Source organism: Sediminibacterium sp. (assembly GCF_030695065.1).
Taxonomy (GTDB): Bacteria; Bacteroidota; Bacteroidia; order Chitinophagales; family Chitinophagaceae; genus Sediminibacterium.
Window position 1 is genome coordinate 55,454 of record NZ_JAUYTR010000007.1, and the last position, 22,326, is coordinate 77,779.

The following is a 22,326-nucleotide window of genomic DNA, read 5'->3' on the forward strand; positions in this document are numbered from 1 at the left end:
GACTATCAATAGATTTTCTAATAAACATCCAACCTTATAATAGCTGTATTCTTTCTTTCCTAGTGCTTCAAAAGCCTTGATGCTTTTTGTTATGTATAAATAATTTAATTTGCTGCTATAAATGCTTATTATGGGCGCAAAAAACAAGAATACCAACCTCTCAAAATTGACTGAATCTTACAATGCCAAAGAGAATAGCCCTCTTGTGAAAAGTTTGTCTGCCATAGTAAAACTGCCCAAGAACTTTGATGAAAAAAAAGAATATAGGAAGCATTTGGTAAGCAAATACGGAAAATAAGGTTTAACGCAGGAGCAGCTTTAACTTTTGACCTTTGATTTAAAAAGTGCCAACACTTTTTCATATTGATCTCCAAAATCGGATGGGCGGAGTAGTATATCACCGACTCCTTCGGTTTGATAGTTATGGAATTTTTGGCCGAATTCCACTACATATTTGAGTAGAGGCGCATAAGCTGCATTGTTATATGTCTCGGGATTTTTTAATTTAATTCCTATGACTGGCATTAAAACTGGTCCATTGTTAACACCCGAGCCAGACAAGACAGTACTTTCAGCAACTTCGGCAATATCCTCCCAAAGTATCCAACCTGTACTTATGCCGGTGGGCTAGTAACAAAACCCTTTCTCTGTAGCGATAAATATGGGTGGCATGCCTTTGAATAAGCGCTGGCCGAAAACGATTATTAAGAAGTGTGCAATGATATAGAAGAAGCCGAAAACTACTTTTTCAATAAGCTTAAATGCCTTGATTTGTGCTGGTTCAAAAATGAAATCCGGTTTAAAAAGTATGATATTGAGTAATACAGAAAAACCGATGGCTACAGCAAACAATAAGAGTTGCGCTCCCACCTGTTGGGGGGGATCAATTTTTATCAGTTGCTTTGCAGCGCTTGCATCTTTTGCATGAAAGCTTCTAGGAAGCTCTTTGGTAAAAAACTGTTGAATCAAACCCAATACGCCTATTGATACTGTTACCAAAACCAACACCATGATGCCTGTTTCAATATACTCAAACGGTGTATTGCTATTATCACTGGCTTCAAAAGGTGCGTAGTTGAAGAATTTGATAAAAAACTCAACAACCATGATCACCACTATTGGATAGATGATCCATTGTAATTTTCTAATGATATTTTGTTGATTATTGGTCATTTCTACGATGAATTTACAAATTTTGACTTCACAAAACCTACCCTTAAATAGGTATATTTTACTCTGTAGTTTACCGATTCACCCCCTCAATCCTTGTGATTTTGGTTATCTTTGCGCCGCATTATAAACCAATGATTATGCCTTTGGCATGATTTGTGGCTTACAAAGCCGATTTGATTTGATGAGATTATAATGTGGATGATTTGGGAAAATGCGGGAGTAGGATTGTAAGAGTCAATTTGATTATTATGTGCGGGACGGGAAAATGAGGCATTTGAATTTGATTAATTGATTTGATGAGATTATAGGATGGTGGGATTTGGTAAGATGAGGCATTTGATTTTTTGAAAAAAAATCAGCTAACGAAGATTACCAAATCCCACCTCGTAAAACTAAACAAATGAAAATATTTAAGATATTATTATTACTTGCCATTTTCGCCAGCTGCAAAACAGTCAAGAAAGTAGCCACAATAGAACAAGCCATTGACAAAAAAGACACAACCCAAACCGTTGTGATCACCGAGACGCCAAAGGTTGACTCTGCCAGCATTGTACGCGGCATCATGATGAAAGTGCTCACCAACACCATCGATTTTAAAACTTTCAACGCTAAAATCAAGATTGATTACGAAAGTGCGGAGAACAGCGAAAATTATACGGGCTATTTAAGCATTGTAAAAGATTCGTTGATTTATATTAGAATAAGGGGCTCGTTCTTGGGTATTTCTGCAGAAGGTTTGCAAGTGAAGATTTCGAAAGATTCGGTGGTATTGGTGAAAAAAGTGGGCGATAAATATGTGCAGTACCGCACCATTGATTATTTAAAAGAAGCTACTGAAATTCCTTTTGATTTTTATACGTTGCAAGACCTCTTGATTGGGAATCCGGTTTTTGTGACCAATAATATTGTTTCTTATCGCGATGGTCCGCAAAGTTTATCGGTGTTAATGGTGGGCGATATTTTTAAACACTTGATTTCTTTGTCTACCGATAATTTTAGGGTGATGCACAGCAAGCTGGATGACGTGGATATTCAGCGCAATAGAACCTGTGCCATTAGCTTTAGCAACTATCAACCCATGGGTACTTACCTGTTTGCTACCCAAAGAAAAATTGTGGTGGCCGAAAAGAGTAAATTGGATATCAACCTAGATTTTAAGGAGTTCAGCCTAAACGAACCGTTAAAATATACTTTTGAAGTGCCTAAAAATTACAAACGAAAGTAATTTACAGTAGCTTTTAACGTTATTTGAAAGTTGTTGACTGAAATTGTGATGTAACCTTAGTATTAATTTTTGTTTAATTGTTCAATATGTTTAAAAAAGTCTTTGTTCTGTTGTTTGTGCTGCTATTGGGTGGCTTGGTAGCCAATGCGCAAAACAGGGAAGATTTACAAAAACAAAAACAAAGCATTGAAAAAGAGTTGGCCGAGTTGAATAAACTCTATCGAGAAACCCAAAAGAATACCAAAACTTCTGTAAAGCAACTCGCCATTATCAAGCGCAAAATTAATGCGCGTGAAGCTTTGGTAAACAGCATCAATAGAGAAGTAAAACAATTAGACGAAACCATCTATTTAAACGAAAGAGATATTTATCGCTTACGCAAAGAACTAGATACCCTTAAAGTTAAATATGCCAAGAGCATTGTTTTTGCTTACAAAAACAGAAGCAGTTATGCTTACCTCAATTTCTTGTTTTCTGCGGGTAGTTTTAACGATGCCATGAAGCGGGTAACTTATTTAAAAAGTTATCGCCAAAACAGGGAAACCCAGGCCAATACCATTGTAAAGAGTGAGAACTTATTGCAAGAAAAAATTGGGGTGTTAAGCTTGAATAAAAAAGAACGCTTGAGTACCCTTGAAGTGCAGAATAAACAACTCATCGATTTACAAGAAGATCGCAAAGAGCAAGACCAAGTGGTGGCTCAACTTAAGGGCAAGGAAAAAGAACTGAATAAACAAATTCGCGATAAAGAAAGTCAACGTCAAAAAGTAGCGGTTGCTATTAATGCCGTTATTAGAAGAGAAATTGAAGAAGCAAAAAAACGCGATGAAGCAAAGCGTTTGAAAGCTTTGGAAGATGCGCGTAAATTAAAAGCCGCGCAAGATGCGGCGGCGGCTGCTGCGGCATTGGAGAAAAAAAATGCTGCTGGTACAACTGCGAAACCCGCAACTGGCACTACTGTAAAGCCTCCTGTAAACACTACGGTGGCTGCCAATGGAGCCAGCAATAATCCCCCTAAACCTAATTTGAACGACCCTGTTTCGGGTGTTTCATCTGCTTCAAAAGACCGCACTTATTCTCCTTTAGAATCTACGCCTGAGGGCATGGAAATGTCTATCAATTTTGAGAACAACCGTGGTCGTTTGCCTTGGCCGGTGAGCAATGGTATTGTTACGGTGGGATTTGGAACGCAAAGTTATGCGGGCACCAAGTTGATGCAAAAATCGGATGGGTTGGAGATTGCCGTGCCTGTTGGTTCTGCGGTTCGTTGTGTGGCCGATGGCGAAGTGGTTTATGCGGGTGAAGTGGCCGATGAAAATATTGTGCTTGTTAAGCATGGTAAATATTTTACGGGCTATAAAAATTTATCAACGGTGGCTGTTTCGCGTGATCAAAAAGTGAAAGCGGGTACCGTGCTTGGAAAGTCTGGAACTTCTATTGATGGCGAAGGCGGCATTTTATTCATGATCATGAACGATAAAAGTGTGGCGCAAAATCCGACGCCTTGGTTAAGATCAAAGTAGATTCATGAAGCTAATTTCTGTATCTTGTTGCAAAGCTTACCATGCAACAATATATTCTAACTTTTGATCAGGGTACTACCAGTAGTAGGGCCATTGTTTTTGATAAAGCAGGCGCTATTTTTTCTACTGCGCAAAAAGAATTCACCCAAATATTTCCGCAGCCCGGTTGGGTAGAGCACGATGCCAATGAAATTTGGAGTACACAAATTGGTGTTGCCGCTGAAGCCATTACCAAAGCGGGTTTGAGCATTCAAAACATTGCTGCTATTGGCATTACCAATCAACGCGAAACCACTGTTGTGTGGGATAAAAAAACAGGCATTCCGGTGCACAATGCCATTGTTTGGCAAGACCGTAGAACGGCCGATTATTGTGATCAATTAAAAGCAGCGGGTCATGCAAAATCGATTCAAGAAAAAACAGGACTAATTGTTGATGCTTATTTTTCTGCTACCAAAGTGAAATGGATGTTAGACAATGTTGCTGGTGCGCGCGAGCGTGCGGTGAATGGGGAGTTATTAATGGGCACGATTGATACTTGGTTGGTTTGGAAATTAACCAATGGGCAAGTGCATGTAACCGATGTGTCGAATGCTTCTCGCACCATGCTCTATAATATTCATTCATTACAGTGGGATCAAGACTTACTCGAACTCTTCGGTATCCCTGCGGCTATGCTCCCTCTGGTAAAAAGTTCCAGTGAAATTTATGGCACTACTCAAAGTATTTTGACTTCTCATCCTGTACCTATTGCGGGTATTGCGGGTGATCAACAAGCTGCTTTATTTGGGCAACAATGTACGCAACCGGGCATGGTGAAAAACACTTATGGTACGGGTTGTTTTATGTTGATGAATACAGGCGAAAAATCGGTGGCTTCTACCAATCAATTGCTCACGACTATTGCTTGGCAAGTGAATGGCGTTACGCATTATGCGCTCGAAGGTTCGGTGTTTATTGCGGGTGCGGTGGTGCAATGGTTGCGTGATGGATTGAAAATTATTCGTACTTCTGCGGAGATTGAAACCCTTGCTGGGCAAGTGTCTTCGGCCGATGGAGTATATGTGGTTCCTGCTTTTGCTGGTTTGGGTGCACCTTATTGGAATCAACATGCACGTGGTACCATTGTGGGCATTACTCGTGGTACTACTAGTGCGCATATTGCGCGTGCTGCGGTTGAAAGTATTGCCTTTCAAACCATGGATGTATTAAAAGCAATGGAAGCCGATTCGGGTATTTCCATTAAAGAATTGCGCGTAGATGGCGGTGCCACCGTGAACAATATGCTCATGCAATTTCAAGCAGATTTATTGCAAACTTCGGTGGTGCGTCCTACCACAGTGGAAACAACTGCATTGGGTGCTGCTTACCTTGCTGGGTTAGCGGTTGGTTTTTGGAGCTCTGTTTCCGAAATTCAAAGCATCTGGGAAAAGGATCGGGTGTTCTCCCCTGAAATGTCGTTGGCTTCTCGCGATGCATTGGCAGCAGGCTGGGCTAAAGCAGTGGGGGCGGCAATGAGTTATTAGATAGCACTTTATCGTTAAAAATTATATGTATTTAGATATAATTACTTTTAAATTTCTAAAATTATATCTAAAAAGATATAATTGAACGAAAATCATTAATTTTATATCTAATAGCATATAAAATGATTCTAATTTCTCAATTTGTCAAAAAGAGAAGAAAGCAACTTAAACTTACGCAAGAAGAGTTTGCACTACGTGCGGGCGTGGCATTGGTTGTAATTAGAAAAATTGAACAAGGAAAAGAAAATTTAAACTTATCTAGCGTAAACCAAGTATTAAAAATGTTTGGACATACTGTAGGTCCTGTCAGTGAAAAATAAATACATGAGACAAGCTATTATTAAATACAACCATGTAGAATGCGGTATGCTGAAAGAGTTGGATAATGGTGAATACGAATTTACCTATAGTGAAATGCATGTAAAAAATCATAGTGATCTATTGATCAATTTCAATATGCCTGTTCGCAAACAACCTTATGTTAGTAAAAGATTATTTCCTTTTTTTGATGGACTTATTCCTGAAGGTTGGTTGTTGAATATAGCTTCAGAAAGCTGGAAAATAAATAAGGCTGATCGCATGGGGTTATTGTTGGCCTGTTGTCAAAATGCAATTGGTGCAGTAAGTGTTCATCCAATAAAAGAATCAATTGATGCGTAAATGTCTTTATTGTTATGGTGAATTAGAGGCTACAGTTGCTGCGGATTATCATGCCGCTTGTAGTAAAAAATTTTACGGAACATCTGTTGCCCCTAAGCTTCCATACCAATTAGATGAGATGGAAAAATTAGCAAAAGAAATCATTGATTTATCTATTACTGTTCCTGGGGTACAACCCAAATTATCACTTGGATCAATAAAAACTAAATTAAATAACGGGCAAGAAAATCGATTGACTATTATGAATGCTTTAGATGGGAATTATATTTTAAAACCCCCAAATGCAATTTATAGTCAAATGCCAGAGAATGAACACCTGTCTATGAAGCTAGCTGAGCTATTTAAAATAAATGTTGTTCCTTCTAATTTAATTCGATTGGCTTCTGGTGAATTGTGTTATATAACCAAACGTATTGATCGGAAAGCCAGTGGAGCTAAAGTGCATATGATTGACTTTTTGCAAATATTTGAATTGGAGGATAAATACCTGGGAACAATGGAAATGTTGGGTAAAAAAATTGGTGAATTATCTGTGAACACTTTAATGGATAAACTTCGTTTTTTTGAGCTTGCTGTTTTCAATTTTATTATTGGGAACAATGATATGCACTTGAAAAACTTTTCAATGATTGTAAGCGAATATGGTTGGACTTTGTCTCCAGCTTATGATTTAATCAATGTTAAAATAATTTTGCCCAAAGATCAAGAGGATACTGCTTTGAAGCTGGGGGGTAAAAAGCATAATTTCAACAAAAGGTATTTTGATCAGTTGGGAAATGTGCTTGAGCTTAATGATAAACAGACTGGATCTGTTTATAAAAAATTACAAATCTGGTTGCCGAATGCCGTCCACTTAATTGAGCAATCTTTTTTGCAGGAAGCTGCTACGAAGAGATACATCGATTTAATTGAGAAAAGATCAGCGATATTTCAAGCCGAAAATTACTCAGTATATTGAGTAAAATTTTAAATAGGCGTTTTATCAATCAAATAATCCTAGTTTTTGAACCATTTAGATGCTTTTATGATTGATAAATCATACGTTTATGATCGATAAAATAGAATGGATAATCTTACATACGACATTGTAATAATAGGCGGCGGCGCTACTGGCCTGGGTTCCGCAGTGGATGCGGCTTCGCGCGGGTACAAGACTTTACTTATTGAGCAGCATGATTTTGGTAAAGGCACTTCTAGCCGTTCCACTAAATTGGTGCATGGTGGTGTGCGGTACTTGGCGCAAGGGAATATTAAATTGGTGCGCGAGGCGTTAGCCGAGCGCGGTAGGTTACTCAAAAATGCGCCACTCATGACGAGCACACAACCCTTTGTGGTGCCGGTGTTTAGCCTTTGGGAAAAAATTTATTATAGTGCGGGTTTAATGCTGTACGATGTATTGTCAGGCAAATTATCATTGGGTAAAACCCGTTTGCTTTCGCGCAAAAAAACCTTGGAATTATTACCCAATATCAATCCTAAAAAAGTGGCTGGGGGTATTTTATACTACGATGGCCAGTTTAATGATGCGGAACTCTGTATTGAATTAGCAAACACTGCGGAACGTTATGGTGCTACTGTTTTGAATTACACCAAAGCAGTTGGCTTTATAAAAGAGAATGGCGTTATTGTTGCGGTGGAACTGGAGGATACGCTGTGGGCCGCTGTGGGTGCGGGTTCTGAGGCGGCCGCGGGCGGTGCTGCCGAGGCGGCTATTGCTGCCGCGTCGCAACCGAAACGAAGAACCGTTGCTTGTAAATCGGTCATTAACGCAACGGGCGTTTTCACTGATGCTGTTTTGCAAATGGATGATCCGCAAGCAGACACTTTAGTGTATCCCTCTCAGGGTATTCACTTGGTAGTGAGTCCTCAGTTTTTCAGAGGAGGCAATGCCATGATGATTCCCAAAACCGATGATGGTCGCGTACTTTTTGCCGTGCCTTGGCAAGGTAAAGTAGTAATAGGTACCACCGATTCACATGTGGATCATATTGACCTAGAACCCTTGCCACTTGCCGAAGAAATTCATTTTGTGCTAGAACATTTTAATCGCTACACCAATACGGCCATTACGAAAGATGATGTGCTCAGTGTTTTTGTGGGGCTTCGTCCCTTGGTGCGTTCTGCTAATGCGGGTTCCAATATTACTTCTTTATTGTCTCGTGATCATACTTTGGTGGTTTCTCCTAGTAGAATGGTAACCATCACTGGTGGCAAGTGGACCACCTATCGCAAGATGGCCGAAGATGCTGTGAACAATGCAGTGTTTACAGCGAAGCTCGACGGGGCTGAAGCGGGCCGAACGCGCGACGCTAAAAAATGCATAACCAAGAATTTGCCCATTGGTGATTTAGGTGCTGCTAGAGAATTAGCGGCGCAATTGACTTTAGATGAACCATTGTTGGGAGATTATTTGGATCATGAATTTGCCGCTTTTCATCATATTACTTACGCTATTCGGGTTGTTGACGTGGTTGTTGCGGCGCGCTGCAAATACGTACGAACCGTGGAAGATTTTCTAGCGCGCCGCAGCAGGCTGCTCTTCCTAGATGCCAGAGCCGCCATTTATTTAGCTCCCGGTGTTGCAAAAATTTTGCAAAAAGAATTAAATTGGTCTAACGAGCAAAGAGATGCTCAAATAGAATCATTTATTCAATTGGCCAACCAATATATTATTCATTAAATATTTTTTATGACTCCTTTTATTGCTGAATTATTGGGTACTGCATTCATCATTGCATTTGGTAATGGGGTAGTGGCCAATGTGGTCTTACACAAAACCAAGGGCCATAATGGTGGTTTAATTGCCATTACATTTGGTTGGAGCATGGCCGTGTTCATGGCTGTTTACATTGCAGGCGCTGCAAGTGGTGCGCACCTCAATTCTGCAGTTACCATTGGTTTGGCTTCATTAGGAAAATTTGATTGGGCATTGGTTCCGCAATATTTATTGGCGCAACTATTAGGGGCTATGTTGGGTCAGTTAATTGTATTCATGATTTACAAAGACCATTTTAATGCTACTGCTGCTGGTCTTACACAACGTGCTTGCTTTTGCACCGACCCTGCTATTCGCAATCCGATTCAAAATTTTATGACCGAATTTTTGGCCACTTTTATTTTTATGTTGGCGGTGTTATTTATTACCAAAGCCAGTAGCAGCCTTGGTTCTCTAGATGCTTTGCCTGTGGCATTAGTAGTACTAGCCATTGGCTTGAGTTTTGGCGGGCCCACGGGATATGCCATCAACCCCGCGCGTGACCTGGGCCCGCGCATTATGCATTTTATTTTGCCCATGACCAATAAGTCATCCTCAGATTGGAGATATGCTTGGGTTCCCATTGTTGGGCCAATTCTTGGAGCTGTAGCGGCTGGGTTTATTTATACTTCGTTGCTGTAAGCAAGGCTTACAACAAAAAATGCTTACTTCAAAAACGGTAATTTAAACTGCGTTTTAATCACGCGTTTTTTCTTCATTACCGTTGGGGTATGCTGAAATTCTTGGTAGTATATTTTCAGGAGAATTAAGAAATAAGAAATCAACAATGGCCCAAAGATTAAGCCCGTGATGCCAAAATATTTTAATCCCATGATTACGCCCAATAGCGTTACCAAGGGATGCACATCGGCCATTTTTTTTGCGAGTACAAATCGGACTACATTGTCCATCACCCCCATTAACAATGAGCCCCAGGCAATAAGGCCAATTCCTTGTCCTATGCCTACATTAGCCATTAAATAAATGCTAATAGGCACCCATATTAATCCCGCACCTACAATGGGTATGATGGATGCTAAACCTGTGAGTACGGCCCAGAATCCGGGTTGGCTTAAATCTACCCATAAAAAATATACCCATGCCAATCCTCCTTGTATAATGGCAATCAAAGGAACACCTACTGCATTACTTACCGTTTGTGCATGCAACTCATTGGCGAACAACATAATTTTTTCTCGCTTAAATGGCAAGTAAAAAACAATAGCTGCTTCCATTCTATTCAAGTTGGTGATCATGAAGAATAAAATAAAATACATCATACCTATTGAGCTCAATAAATTCAATCCTTGGCTTAATAAATTGCTGATGAAATTGGTGAAGTATGCTTCTAGTCCGTTCAAGTTTTTCTCGGACAATAATTGAAAATGATAATCGGCTTGTAATTTTTTATCTAACTCTTTTAATGGTTCTAAAAATGCATCGGTGTTTCCTGCTATTAACAATGCTTTATTATAGAGCATTCCGGCCAATAACGAAAAGGGTAAAAGGATAATAAAAAAGGAAACAACTATTACCAATGCTGCTGCGGCCGATTTGCTCCAGTTTTTTTTCTTTACTAAAGTTTCTACAGATGGTTTACTGAGTACATAAAACAATACTGCTGCTAAAAAAGCAGTGAAAAACTGTTGCAGGGTATAAAACAAGAATCCTGCAAAAATCAAAATGACTCCCAGAAAGATATAACGGTTTATTTTATGTTCTTGCTGCATTTTTCGTAACTTGTATCAAATGTATTATTTATGAGCGAGAACAGTAAATTCATTTCAGGTTTGTTGCTCGGTGCGCTTGCAGGTACTGCTTTAGCACTTTACTTAAACACCGATAAGGGCAAAGAATTATTGGCCAGCTTAAATGTGGAGGCAGATCATTTAAAAGAAGAAGCCCAAGAGGGGTATGGTCATGTTAAAGAGGGCGTAGAAGATTTATTGGCTAAGGCTAAAAACTTAGTGAAAGAATTAGAACAAAAAATTGCCGAAGCATAAACTTTTATGCCTGCACATTAAATTTATTGTATGTCTGAATCGGAAGATTTTTTTGGAAAGGCCAAAAAGGAATTGGAAGATTATATAGCCAATCGCATCCTTTTGGCTAAAATGCAAGTAACCCAACAAGTCAGTCACAAAATGGCTTCGGTGGTGGTGCTCATGTTAGTGGCTACCATTTTTGCTTTTGTGTTGGTTTTTGGGGGGATTATGGCTGCCTATTATTTGACCGATCTCACTGGTAGTTTGGTGAAAGGCTTTGGCTATGTAGCTGCTTTTTTTCTGGGTCTCTTGCTTATAGTGGTTTTGTTCCGTAAAAAACTGGCTACTGTAGTAGTAGATGCCCTCATTAAAAATTTATTTAAGTAATGCCCCGTTATACCCAACCTCCTATAAAGAACCAAGCCGACCTGCAGCATGCTATGGAGCAACTAAAAGTGCAAGTGGCTAATCAGGAAAAAGAATTGGCTAATTTAGCCGGAAAAGTACCCGGACAGCTGTTCAAACAGGCTTCTGGGGCTATTGTTCCTGCTATTCTAAACACCGCCACCCTCAGCGGCGCTTGGAATATTTTGAAACTGGTTCCAGTAGCTCAATCCCTCTTTTCGCTACTAAAGAAAAAAAAGGACTAGTTCCCTCGCTTTTTTTTGCTCCTTACCCTTACCTTTGCGGCCAAATCAACCATTTATGGCAACAACAGGGAAGATTAAACAAATTATTGGTGCGGTTGTAGACGTTCATTTTCAGGACAGCGCACTGCCTGAAATCTACAATGCCTTAGAGATAACCAAAGAAAACGGCGACAAGCTTGTATTAGAAGTGCAACAGCACTTAGGTGAAGACAGTGTACGTACCATTGCGATGGACGGAACAGAAGGTCTAGTAAGAGGTATGGCAGTAGTGGATACTGGTATTCCAATTGCAATGCCTGTGGGTGAAGGTATCAACGGTCGTTTGTTTAACGTAACTGGAGACGCTATTGATGGTCTTCCTCAATTAAGCAAAGTAAACGGTCGTCCTATTCACAATAAGCCACCATTATTCGAAAACTTAAGTACTGCAACAGAAATCCTGTTCACTGGTATTAAGGTAATCGACCTAATTGAACCATACGCAAAAGGTGGTAAAATTGGTTTGTTTGGTGGTGCGGGTGTAGGTAAAACCGTATTGATTCAAGAATTGATCAACAATATTGCTAAAGGCCATGGTGGTCTTTCTGTATTTGCTGGTGTGGGTGAGCGTACTCGTGAGGGTAACGACTTATTGCGTGAGATGATTGAAGCTGGTATCATGAAATATGGTGATGCTTTCAAACATAGCATGGAAGAAGGTGGATGGGATCTATCTAAAGTAGATATGGAAGGATTGAAAGATTCTAAAGCTACTTTCGTATTTGGTCAAATGAACGAACCTCCAGGTGCACGTGCTCGTGTGGCCTTGAGTGGTTTAACTATTGCGGAATATTTCCGTGATGGAGATGGTACTGGAAAAGGTAAGGACATCTTGTTCTTCGTAGATAATATCTTCCGTTTCACACAAGCTGGTTCTGAGGTATCTGCCTTGTTAGGTCGTATGCCTTCTGCGGTAGGTTACCAACCAACCCTTGCCACTGAAATGGGATTGATGCAAGAGCGTATCACTTCAACCAAGAACGGTTCTATCACATCTGTTCAAGCGGTTTACGTACCTGCGGATGACTTGACTGACCCGGCTCCTGCAACTACTTTCGCGCACTTAGATGCTACTACCGTATTAAGCCGTAAGATTGCCGACTTAGGTATCTATCCTGCGGTGGATCCATTGGATTCTACTTCTCGTATCTTAACTCCTGCAATTGTAGGTGATGCGCATTACGATACTGCTAACCGTGTTAAATTAATTCTTCAGCGTTACAAGGAACTACAAGATATCATTGCTATCCTTGGTATGGATGAATTAAGCGACGAAGATAAAATGACTGTACAGCGTGCTCGTAAAGTACAACGTTTCTTATCTCAGCCTTTCCACGTTGCTGAACAGTTCACTGGTCTAAAAGGTGTATTCGTTAGCATTGAAGATACCATCAAAGGTTTCAACGCTATCATGGATGGTGAAGTGGATGAGTATCCAGAAGCTGCATTCAACTTAGTGGGTACACTAGATGATGCAATTGAAAAGGGTAAGAAAATGATGGAAGCTGCAAAAGGATAATTTATGATTTTAGAAATATTAACTCCGGAGAAAAAACTATACAGTGGTGAAGTGTACGGTGTACAATTGCCCGGTATTAGTGGTTTATTCGAGATACTTGACAAGCACGCACCAATGGTAAGTGCCTTGGGTAAGGGTAACCTAAAAATTTTGAAGGATAAAAAGGAAGTAGAAAGCTATTCTATCCAAAGCGGTTTTGTTGAAGTAATCAACAACAAAGCAACTGTGTTGGTAGAGGGTGCAGTAGAACTGTAAGCGAACTTTGATTGCGCTGCGGCTTTAATCCCTTTAGCTAATTTCTTTATATAATTTGAACAGCTCCTCTTTTGAGGGGCTGTTTTTTTATGCCCATGTTTGAGCTTTCCCAATACCCAGCTTATCAGCTTTGTGTCTAGCCCTTTCTGGCCCTTACGGCTCCTGCGGTAATGCGAAAATAAATAAGGGGCGAAAAAATATACTAAAAGTATATATAGCAAAAAGACAGAGGCCTTTAAATGATTGAAATAGCGAGATATTGCGAGAATCTCGCAATTTTTACTAAATTTGCGCTGACTTTATTTTATGATTGAAAAAGCGCCTAAACATATTAAAGAAGAAGATACTATTAAAGTAATGGTAGACTTAGAAAGGAAGGGGGTTTTAAAGACTTTTCAAGATGACTATTTGTATTGGGATAAAATTAAATACAAGTCTAAAGATCACCCTCCTGAAAAAGTATGGAATGCGGTAAAACTTCATCGTTGGTTGAGAAAAACTACTATTCAGTTTGGAAAGTATCAATTTAGTTTTGTCATTACTGATTATATGCAACGTGTTTTGCATCAGTTCGATTTGCATATTGGGGGAAATTTGAGCAGTAATATTGGGATTGCTGAAACAGATAAAATAAAGTTTGTAATTAGTTCAATAATGGAAGAAGCTATTTCGAGTAGTCAAATGGAAGGCGCTAATACAACTCGAAAAAAGGCAAAAGAAATGATTCAGAAGGAGCAAAAGCCTACTAATAAATCTGAGCAAATGATTCTGAATAACTTCATCACAATGAAGCATATTGTTCAGCATAAAAACCAATCTGTTACTCCGAATAGGATTCTTGCTTTGCATCAATTAATTATAAAAGACACACTTAATAAAAAAGTTGAAGAAGGAAAATTCAGAGATACGAATGATGTTTATGTAGTAGATCATAGCTCTAGCGAAGTTGTTCATCAACCCCCATCTCATGAGGAATTAGCCTTGTTAATAAACGACCTTTGTGAATTTTGTAATAAAGAGTCTGAAAATTTTATTCATCCAGTTGTAAAGGGCTGTATCATACATTTTATGTTAGGATGGATTCATCCATTTGTTGATGGTAACGGAAGAACAGCTCGCGCTCTTTTTTATTGGTACATGCTTAAGCAAGGATATTGGCTTACTGAATATTTATCAATATCGAGGATAATTAAAGATTCAAAAGCTCAATATGAAAAAGCTTATTTGTATTCAGAGATAGATGAGAATGATCTTAGTTATTTTATAACCTATCATATCAAAACATTAGAGAAATCAATTGAAGCTTTAAAGCAATATATTAATACAAAACAGAAAGAAGTTTTTCAGGCAGCTCAATTTATGTCTATACCAGGTGTAAATGATCGGATGGCACAAATTATCAAGCTTGTTCATGATGATCCTGAAAGAATTCTAACTGTAAAAGAGATTGAATCAAGATTTAATATTTCCAATTTTACTGCAAGATCCGATTTGAAAAATTTAGTTGAGTTGGGCTTTTTACAGGCAATTCAAGTGAATAAAAAGAAACAAAATTTTATCAGAGGAAACAATTTCAATTCATTAATTAATTAATATAAAATTGAGGATAGACCTTCTTAGTTTCAAGTGTATATTTTATTGGATTTAAAGATATAGTATCTTTTTTATTTGAAGGTTTTGGGGAGATAAGGGTTGTTTATATTCCGCCAAATCCACTTTTATTTCACTGATTTGGCAGAATATAGTTATTTTATATCTCGCCAAATTGGCTAAAATTTCATAGATTTGGCAGAATATAAATTATCCGATGATTTAAATTTCAACCAATGGAAAAAATTATAGGTAGGGAAATAGAACAAAAGCAATTAAAAAATATCATTGAATCAAATGATGCGGAGCTGCTTGCGATATATGGACGCCGTAGAATTGGTAAAACTTATTTAATCAGGAATGCCTATGAGAAGCAACTGATATTTGAACTATCAGGAGTACATAATGCTACATTAAGTCAGCAATTGGAAGTATTTGGTAATGCAATGTCTCGAGCAACAGGTTTCCCAATCGCTAGTCCTAGAAATTGGTCACAAGCGTTCACGCTTCTGATTGATTATATAAAGCCATTAATCAAAAAAGAAAAGAAAGTAATATTTATTGATGAGTTCCCCTGGCTTCATACTCCTCGATCTGGATTTATACAAGCTTTCGAAAACTTTTGGAATACATGGGCTTCAAAAGAAAAAAACTTGGTAGTAGTCATTTGTGGGTCAGCAGCAGCATGGATGATCAAGAATATTATTTATAATAAAGGGGGGCTTCATAACAGAGTTACCAGAAAGATACGCCTCATGCCATTTACTTTAGGTGAATCAGAAGAATTTTTGAAAGAAAGAAAAATCATACTTGATAGGTATCAATTAATTCAACTTTATATGGTGATGGGGGGAGTGCCTCAATATTTGAAAATGATAGAAAGAGGGGAAAGTTCAATGTTGGCGATTGACAGAATTTGTTTTACCAAAGATGGATTTTTAAATGATGAGTTTAAAAATTTATTTAGCTCTTTATTTGATGATGCTGCTATTCATATGAATATTATTAAAGCATTAGCAAAAAAAGGGAAAGGTCTTACACGGAATGAAATTATTGAAACATGTAAATTGAAATCTGGTGGAGGAACTTCTCAAGTATTAGATGAGCTTGCAGAATCTGGATTTATAGGAATATTTAACCCTTATGGCAAAACAGCAAAGGACAGTGTTTATAAATTAGTAGATGAGTATACACTGTTTTATACAAAATTCATTGAGCATGGCAAACTAAAAGGAGCTGGTAGTTGGGCAAAATATTCAAGAACACAATCTTGGATTAGCTGGAGCGGCTATGCATTCGAAAATATTTGTTTGAAGCATATCATACAATTAAAAAATGCATTAGGTATTAGGAGTGTACATACTGAGCATTATATGTGGCGTTACATACCCAACAAAGATGAAAAAGGCGCTCAAATTGATCTATTAATTGACAGACAGGATATGTGTATTAATTTATGTGAGATGAAATTTTCAAGTACTGAGTTTGAGATAACTAAATCTTATGCAAAGGAAATTCAATCAAAAATGAATGTCTTTATCGAAAAAACTAAAACACGTAAAACCCTCTTTTTAACGCTGGTTACAACGCATGGTGTTAAAAACACTGGAAATTATATTGGGCTAATTCAAAATGAGGTTAAAATGGATGCTTTGTTTAAATAACCTCCAAATGAAATAATTCTTTACCGTTAAAAAACGGTGGGTCTCCGTATTTCTACTCTTTTATATTTGGTAGATATGATTTTAATTGGGAAGGTGAAAATGATTTTTTACTCCCGTTAAATAACCATCAGAATTTGATAATACTGCCCTACCGCTTCGCTATTGTTATCCGTTCCTTCGTCTTGTTCAGAACAAAATCTTGTTGCAACAAGTAAACTAAACCCGAGTTCACGGTAGCGGGACTTCTGCGTGACGCTGAAATAACCATGGCGAGAGACAGGTCATTTTAAATTGTACTAAAATGAAAAAAGTATCATTCGAACAACTAGGGTTGGTGAACCTTAGTGCGGAGGAATCTCAGGAAATTAATGGAGGGGCTTGGCCAAAATGGCTAAAAGGTGTTACATGGGTAACTGTTGCTAGTGAAGTCATTGACAACTGGGATGAAATCAAAAAAGGCTTGAAGGACGGCTGGAATTCTATTAAATAATCAATTAAAATCATTCACATGAAAACTAAAAATCTTGACCTTAAAAACTTTGATGGTCTAAATGAATTATCCATTAACCAATTGCATTTAATTGATGGAGGGGGTTTCTGGTATGACATTAGTTATGTTACTGCTGTTGCTGGAAAACTCATATTAACTTTTGCAAAGGATGCAGTTGAATATCAACACTCATTACCTCCGAATTTGAAAAAGTAGTTAGTAAAGGGCTGGGTTAATTAATCTGGCCCTTTAATCATGGTTTAATAAAAGTTCAGTAATAAATAATCGTTTTTAAGCATGGATAAAGTAAAATTTAACTCTACCTATATTAGTCTAATTGAATACATAAGTTCATTTGATTTAGTAAAATCAACTTTCTTGGTTATTCTTATAAACTTATTAGTCACTATTTTATTTTCCTATATATTATTTCCAAAAGTAAATATTGGTGCTAATGAAAAATTAAGTTTACTAGCTTTTACTTTTGCTGTTATCATTATTCCAATGATTGAAACATTGGTATTTCAAAACTTTTTTGTTGGATATTTTATTAAGAAAGACTTTTCAAATATTTTATTGGTTACTTTCATATCTTCTTTACTTTTTTCTTTTGCGCATTTTTATTCAATTGCCTATATTTTTAAAACCTTTGTTTCTGGTTTTTTATATTGTACATTATTTTTAGTCGCTTTTAGAAAAGTAAGATTCCCATTTATTTCGGTTTTCATTGCACACGCAACTTTTAATTGCATAGGGTTTTGTATTGATTATTTCCTAAAATAATTTCCCCATGTTCCTGTCAGAAATCAATATCATTTCTCATAAACCTCGACCTTGGATTTATCTATTGATCATTGTGATGGTGGTGAGTTGCCTAGCCGCTTTACCCTTCATTAAAACGACCATAGCGATTCGCTCTAGCGGTATCATTAGACCAGCCAATGAACGGACGGAAGTGAAGCCAATCATAACGGGGAATCTTGATCGGCTATATGTTCGCGAGGGAGATACGGTTAAACAAGGGCAGTTGATTGCGGCTATCAAAGACAATATCAGTCAGCCTAAAATCATATTAAATCAAGTTGAGCAGAATCAGCGAAAACGCTATGTGGATGATTTAATCAAATTGACTTCTAATGATAATTTCAATGCCATCTTATTAGAAACGCCGCTCTATAAAGAACAGTTGAATAAGTTTGTTCATCAATTGGCTGATCATCAAACGGGCATTAAAAAAGTATCCAATGAGTTGCAAATTTTTACTTCGCTGCTCAAAGACAAAGTAATTGCGCCTAAAGAACATTTTGATAAAGAAATTGAATTGGAAAGATTAAACAATATTTTGAATGCTTTTAAGAATGAGCAACTCGCGCTTTGGCAAAATGATTTGCAGCGTTATCAATTAGATATTTCTCAGTTTCAGTCTCAGAAAAATCAAATTTATATTGAGCAAAAGAACTATTTCATTCTTGCGCCTGTTTCTGGGGTAATTCAGCAAATCAATACCAGATATATTGGCGGCTTTATTGCTGCAGGAGAACCCTTATGTATTATTTCGCCATTGAGTGAATTACTGGGGGAGTGTTACTTATCCACTAAAGACATTGGCTTATTGAAAATTGGTCATACCGCTCGCTTTCAAGTGGATGCTTTTGACTATAACTATTTCGGAATACTGACTGGTAAGGTAATTTCTATAGAGAATGATTTTTCACTCATCAACAATAAGCCTGCTTTCAAAGTTCACTGCAGCTTTGATAGTACTCAATTGTTTTTGAAAAATGGGTTTAAAGGAAGTCTAAAAAAAGGACTCAGTTTTCAAGCAAGATTTGTTGTTGCTGAAAGAACGCTTTGGCAACTTTTATTTGATAAAGTAGATGACTGGTTTAATCCTGTTGCGCCGAATTCTATTATAACAGCAGCTGTTTATGAAAAATAAAACCTGTATCAAACAGAGGGATATAACCGATTGTGGTGCCGCTTGCTTGGTTTCGGTGGCTATGCATTATCTATTGGAATTACCTGTTAGTAGAATTAGACAGTTTGCTGGTACCGATAAACGGGGCACCAATGTGTTGGGATTGATTGAAGCCGCCGAGCGACTTGGATTTCAGGCTAAAGCTGCAAAGGGCGTTTTGGATAGTTTGCAAAAAATTCCTTTACCTGCCATTGCGCATATTGTATTGAAAAATGGATTACATCACTATGTGGTGATTTATTCCATTAATTCAAAGTTCATAACTTATATGGATCCTGGAGAAGGTGTATTTATAAAAAAATCACTCAATGATTTTCAAGTATTATGGTCTGGTGTGATAGTATTGGTTTTGCCTGGGGATGGTTTTGTAACGGGTAAGCAAAAAATAAGTAATAGTGAAAGGTTTTGGCAGTTAATTAAGCCGCATACTTCCATTATGATTCAAGCTTTAATAGGGGCTTTACTCTACACCATTCTTGGCTTGTCTACTTCAATTTACATGCAAAAGATTATAGATTTTGTATTAGTAGAAGGGAATACAAGACTATTGAATCTATTGAGTTTGGGCATGATTTTTATTTTAGTATTTCAATTGGCCATTGGTTCTTTTAAAACGGTTTTTGGTTTGCAAACAGGTCAAATGATTGATGCTAGGTTGATTCTGGGTTACTATAAACATCTATTAAAATTGCCCCAACGTTTTTTTGATACGATGCGTGTAGGTGAAATCATCAGCAGGGTGAATGATGCAGTTAAAATAAGAGAATTTATTAATTCGGTTGCTTTAAGCTTAATCGTTAATGTGCTGATTGTAATTTTTAGTTTGTTGGTCATGTTCTTTTATTATTGGAAGTTGGCGCTTATCATGCTTGCTATAATCCCCATTTATGGGTTGATTTATTGGCTTAGTAATAAGGTAAACAAAAAATGGCAAAGACGTTTAATGGAGGAAAGTGCTGAATTAGAAAGTCAATTAGTAGAAAGCTTGAATGCGGTTGGCACTATTAAAAAATTTGGTATTGAACAATTTGCCAATGACAAAACAGAAAGTCGTTTTATTAGTTTGCTTAAAACAATTTATAAGTCCAGCATTTACAGTTTGTTTATTGGAACAGGAGCAGAATTCTTTACAAGATTATTTACGATTTTGCTTTTATGGATTGGATCTTATTTTGTAATTAATCGAGAGTTATCTCCAGGTGAACTTTTATCGTTTTATGCATTGGTTGGATATTTTACTGGTCCAGCCACCTCTTTGATTGGGGCTAATAAGAATATACAAGATGCTATCATTGCTGCTGATCGCTTATTTGAAATTATTGATTTAGAAACAGAATCAAGTAATGATCAAAAAATTGAGTTAGTTCCTGAATTAATAGGTGATATTGAATTGAAGCATGTTCATTTTAGATATGGAACAAGAACCACTGTATTTGAAGATTTAAATATTCGTTTTGAAAAAGGAAAAAGCACTGCTGTAGTAGGGGAAAGTGGAAGTGGTAAATCAACATTGCTTTCTTTAATGCAAAATCTATATCCGCTAAACAATGGCAATATCACGATTGGTCAAATAGACTTGCAACATATTAGTAACCGGAGTTTAAGAGATAGAGTAGGTGTAGTTCCCCAACATATTGATTTATTCAATGGAACTATTATAGAAAATATTGCTATTGGTGATAGTGAACCAGATATGCAGAAAATCCTTTTTCTTTCTACTATTCTAGGTACTGATGAATTTATTAATCATTTACCCAATACCTACAACAGCATGGTTAATGAACAAGGCGTTAATTTGTCGGGTGGTCAAAAACAGCGCTTGGCAATTGCTCGGGCACTATATCGTAACCCTGATATTTTAATTTTAGATGAAGCTACTAGCAGTCTTGATCCTACTAGTGAGCAAAAAGTACAAGATGCCCTCAATTGGTTTAAGGAGCAAGCTAAAACCATCATCATCATTGCCCATCGATTAACTACTATAAAAAAATGTGACACCATTTTAGTGCTCAATAAGGGTAAGTTAGTTGAACAAGGATCTCATGATTATTTACTTTCTATGAAAGGTCATTACTCGAAACTTTGGGGATACCATACTGCCCATATTTAAACTTCATTCTAATGATAAAAGAAAACAAAAAACATTCTGGGGTTGTAGTATTATTATTTCATGCAGTTTTGTTCAACCTTATCATATTGCCTGCTGGATTTCTTTATTCCATTTTATTTAAGGTAGACTATGTGAGCTGGGATGAATGGGTAAACAGTATATGTTTAAATGTAATTACTTGGCAAGTTTTTGATTATGCGCTAAAGGAAGATGATTCTCCTAACGGACTGAAATATGAATTGAAAAAATTTCACTTTATACATGCAATTGACCAATGGCTCCAAAAAAAACTAACAACACCAAAAATCAGATACGCTTTATTTCGAAGTTTATTTTGGTTGTTCATCTTGATCATTTTTGTAATCCCCTCGATTTCAACATTCATTTTTGAGGTTAGAATGCCTTACACTTCATTGCGATTTACTTTTGTATTCTTACAGCTACTTTGTTTGGTGTATTACTATATTCAAAATAAATATCCAAATGATGCATTTGTACAAAAAGAACCAATTGCTAGTCCATGGATGTTAGAATTGCTTTTTTTAGCTATATTCAAAAAGAAAAAAAGCTAATTCAACTGCGGATCAATGGGGTAGTTGGTCATTTGGGCGTATTCGCCGCCGAGTAATTGCATGCTGCGTTTCCAAATTTGTTCGGCGTCTAATGAAAAACTGATGCCTACATCTGGGGTTGTGATGATCCAACTTTTTTCTTCTACTTCTTCTTGTAATTGACCTGCACTCCAACCACTATACCCTACAAAAAAGCGAATTTGCAAATCGGTAATTTCTTTATTGTGCAACGCTGCAATGGCTACATCAAAATCTCCTCCCCAATATATTCCTTTAGATATTTCAATTCCTTCTGTAATGATATCGGGTCTTCTATGAATAAAATGTAGGGTATGTTGTTCTACTGGTCCTCCTTCGTACACCGGCAATATTAATCCATCTGCAATCTCTACTACATCTCCTAAAACCTGATCGGTTTTTTTGTTGAGGATAAATCCAATATCACCTTCTTCATTATGGTCGCATATTAGCACAGCTGTCCTTATAAAATTCGGATCCTTTAAAAACGGGTCGGATAGCAATAAAATTCCTTTGTTTAGTTCCATATTGATCAAAAAGATAAGAATAATATTTATTTTCCGTGCTAAATCTAAAAAATCTAGTTAAAAA

At 37.2% G+C, this 22,326-nt stretch carries 25 protein-coding genes; 22 read left to right on the forward strand and 3 right to left on the reverse strand.

From position 1 onward, the window contains the following. Window positions 1-130: 130 nt before the first annotated feature. Complete coding sequence (locus Q8S25_RS01520; protein ID WP_305534192.1) at window positions 131-298, forward strand: DUF6364 family protein; 168 nt, start codon at window positions 131-133, stop codon at window positions 296-298. Window positions 299-627: 329 nt separating this feature from the next. Here Q8S25_RS01520 and Q8S25_RS01525 read toward each other — a convergent pair whose 3' ends face one another. Beyond that, window positions 628-1,173, reverse strand: a complete 546-nt coding sequence (locus Q8S25_RS01525; RefSeq protein WP_305534194.1) for a hypothetical protein — start codon at window positions 1,171-1,173, stop codon at window positions 628-630. 400 nt (window positions 1,174-1,573) lie between these two features. On the opposite strand from Q8S25_RS01525, the gene Q8S25_RS01530 reads away from it, so the two are divergent. The 8 genes from Q8S25_RS01530 to Q8S25_RS01565 all read left to right on the forward strand — a co-directional run bounded on the left by Q8S25_RS01530 (window position 1,574) and on the right by Q8S25_RS01565 (window position 9,507). Beyond that, entirely contained in the window at window positions 1,574-2,401 is an 828-nt protein-coding gene (locus tag Q8S25_RS01530; RefSeq protein WP_305534196.1) for a DUF4292 domain-containing protein, read from the forward strand. A gap of 86 nt (window positions 2,402-2,487) precedes the next feature. After that, window positions 2,488-3,924 (forward strand): murein hydrolase activator EnvC, encoded by a 1,437-nt coding sequence (locus Q8S25_RS01535; protein WP_305534198.1) that lies wholly within the window; start codon window positions 2,488-2,490, stop codon window positions 3,922-3,924. A 41-nt stretch (window positions 3,925-3,965) separates the two neighbouring features. Continuing rightward, entirely contained in the window at window positions 3,966-5,450 is a 1,485-nt protein-coding gene (gene glpK, locus Q8S25_RS01540; RefSeq protein WP_305534200.1) for a glycerol kinase GlpK, read from the forward strand. Between the two features lie 122 nt (window positions 5,451-5,572). Next, window positions 5,573-5,770: a helix-turn-helix domain-containing protein gene (locus tag Q8S25_RS01545; RefSeq protein ID WP_305534202.1), complete on the forward strand. Its 198-nt coding sequence runs from the start codon at window positions 5,573-5,575 to the stop codon at window positions 5,768-5,770. Window positions 5,771-5,774: 4 nt separating this feature from the next. Then, window positions 5,775-6,110 (forward strand): HipA N-terminal domain-containing protein, encoded by a 336-nt coding sequence (locus Q8S25_RS01550; protein WP_305534204.1) that lies wholly within the window; start codon window positions 5,775-5,777, stop codon window positions 6,108-6,110. Continuing rightward, window positions 6,103-7,068 carry a HipA domain-containing protein gene (locus tag Q8S25_RS01555; protein WP_305534207.1) on the forward strand — a complete coding sequence of 322 codons (966 nt, stop codon included), beginning with the start codon at window positions 6,103-6,105 and terminating at the stop codon, window positions 7,066-7,068. The genes Q8S25_RS01550 and Q8S25_RS01555 overlap by 8 nt, the downstream gene beginning before the upstream one ends. 105 nt (window positions 7,069-7,173) lie before the next feature. Beyond that, on the forward strand, window positions 7,174-8,790 hold the full coding sequence (locus Q8S25_RS01560; RefSeq protein ID WP_305534209.1) for a glycerol-3-phosphate dehydrogenase/oxidase: 1,617 nt from the start codon (window positions 7,174-7,176) through the stop codon (window positions 8,788-8,790). Between the two features lie 9 nt (window positions 8,791-8,799). Further along, window positions 8,800-9,507, forward strand: coding sequence for an MIP/aquaporin family protein (locus Q8S25_RS01565; RefSeq protein ID WP_305534211.1), 708 nt, complete (start codon window positions 8,800-8,802; stop codon window positions 9,505-9,507). A 23-nt stretch (window positions 9,508-9,530) separates the two neighbouring features. Here the strand turns inward: Q8S25_RS01565 and Q8S25_RS01570 are convergent, their stop codons facing one another. Next, on the reverse strand, window positions 9,531-10,595 hold the full coding sequence (locus Q8S25_RS01570) for an AI-2E family transporter (protein ID WP_305534213.1): 1,065 nt from the start codon (window positions 10,593-10,595) through the stop codon (window positions 9,531-9,533). A 30-nt stretch (window positions 10,596-10,625) separates the two neighbouring features. On the opposite strand from Q8S25_RS01570, the gene Q8S25_RS01575 reads away from it, so the two are divergent. The 13 genes from Q8S25_RS01575 (at window position 10,626) to Q8S25_RS01635 (ending at window position 21,717) form a co-directional block, all read left to right on the forward strand. Beyond that, complete coding sequence (locus Q8S25_RS01575) at window positions 10,626-10,868, forward strand: YtxH domain-containing protein (RefSeq protein WP_305534215.1); 243 nt, start codon at window positions 10,626-10,628, stop codon at window positions 10,866-10,868. Between the two features lie 30 nt (window positions 10,869-10,898). Next, the gene (locus tag Q8S25_RS01580) at window positions 10,899-11,237 is read left to right on the forward strand and encodes a hypothetical protein (RefSeq protein ID WP_305534217.1); all 339 of its coding nucleotides are present in this window, start codon (window positions 10,899-10,901) and stop codon (window positions 11,235-11,237) included. Next, window positions 11,237-11,500 (forward strand): hypothetical protein, encoded by a 264-nt coding sequence (locus Q8S25_RS01585; RefSeq protein ID WP_305534219.1) that lies wholly within the window; start codon window positions 11,237-11,239, stop codon window positions 11,498-11,500. Before Q8S25_RS01580 ends, Q8S25_RS01585 begins: the two co-directional genes overlap by 1 nt. Window positions 11,501-11,555: 55 nt before the next feature. After that, window positions 11,556-13,058 (forward strand): F0F1 ATP synthase subunit beta, encoded by a 1,503-nt coding sequence (atpD, locus tag Q8S25_RS01590; RefSeq protein ID WP_305534221.1) that lies wholly within the window; start codon window positions 11,556-11,558, stop codon window positions 13,056-13,058. 3 nt (window positions 13,059-13,061) lie between these two features. Further along, entirely contained in the window at window positions 13,062-13,313 is a 252-nt protein-coding gene (gene atpC / locus Q8S25_RS01595; protein WP_295186623.1) for an ATP synthase F1 subunit epsilon, read from the forward strand. 306 nt (window positions 13,314-13,619) lie between these two features. Beyond that, window positions 13,620-14,906, forward strand: a complete 1,287-nt coding sequence (locus Q8S25_RS01600) for a Fic family protein (RefSeq protein WP_305534223.1) — start codon at window positions 13,620-13,622, stop codon at window positions 14,904-14,906. 233 nt (window positions 14,907-15,139) lie between these two features. After that, window positions 15,140-16,567: an ATP-binding protein gene (locus Q8S25_RS01605; RefSeq protein WP_305534225.1), complete on the forward strand. Its 1,428-nt coding sequence runs from the start codon at window positions 15,140-15,142 to the stop codon at window positions 16,565-16,567. A gap of 301 nt (window positions 16,568-16,868) precedes the next feature. Continuing rightward, window positions 16,869-17,057, forward strand: a complete 189-nt coding sequence (locus tag Q8S25_RS01610; RefSeq protein WP_305534227.1) for a hypothetical protein — start codon at window positions 16,869-16,871, stop codon at window positions 17,055-17,057. Window positions 17,058-17,075: 18 nt separating this feature from the next. Next, the gene (locus Q8S25_RS01615; protein WP_305534229.1) at window positions 17,076-17,273 is read left to right on the forward strand and encodes a hypothetical protein; all 198 of its coding nucleotides are present in this window, start codon (window positions 17,076-17,078) and stop codon (window positions 17,271-17,273) included. Window positions 17,274-17,354: 81 nt separating this feature from the next. After that, a complete protein-coding gene (locus Q8S25_RS01620) occupies window positions 17,355-17,840 on the forward strand; it encodes a type II CAAX prenyl endopeptidase Rce1 family protein (protein ID WP_305534231.1) in 486 nt (161 codons plus the stop codon). A gap of 7 nt (window positions 17,841-17,847) precedes the next feature. After that, window positions 17,848-18,996, forward strand: coding sequence for an HlyD family secretion protein (locus Q8S25_RS01625; RefSeq protein ID WP_305534233.1), 1,149 nt, complete (start codon window positions 17,848-17,850; stop codon window positions 18,994-18,996). After that, complete coding sequence (locus Q8S25_RS01630; protein WP_305534235.1) at window positions 18,986-21,145, forward strand: peptidase domain-containing ABC transporter; 2,160 nt, start codon at window positions 18,986-18,988, stop codon at window positions 21,143-21,145. The genes Q8S25_RS01625 and Q8S25_RS01630 overlap by 11 nt, the downstream gene beginning before the upstream one ends. Before the next feature lie 11 nt (window positions 21,146-21,156). Next, on the forward strand, window positions 21,157-21,717 hold the full coding sequence (locus Q8S25_RS01635) for a hypothetical protein (RefSeq protein ID WP_305534237.1): 561 nt from the start codon (window positions 21,157-21,159) through the stop codon (window positions 21,715-21,717). On the opposite strand, the gene Q8S25_RS01640 is transcribed toward Q8S25_RS01635, so the two are convergent. Next, window positions 21,714-22,262 (reverse strand): YqgE/AlgH family protein, encoded by a 549-nt coding sequence (locus tag Q8S25_RS01640; RefSeq protein ID WP_305534239.1) that lies wholly within the window; start codon window positions 22,260-22,262, stop codon window positions 21,714-21,716. The genes Q8S25_RS01635 and Q8S25_RS01640 overlap by 4 nt on opposite strands. Window positions 22,263-22,326 lie beyond the last annotated feature (64 nt).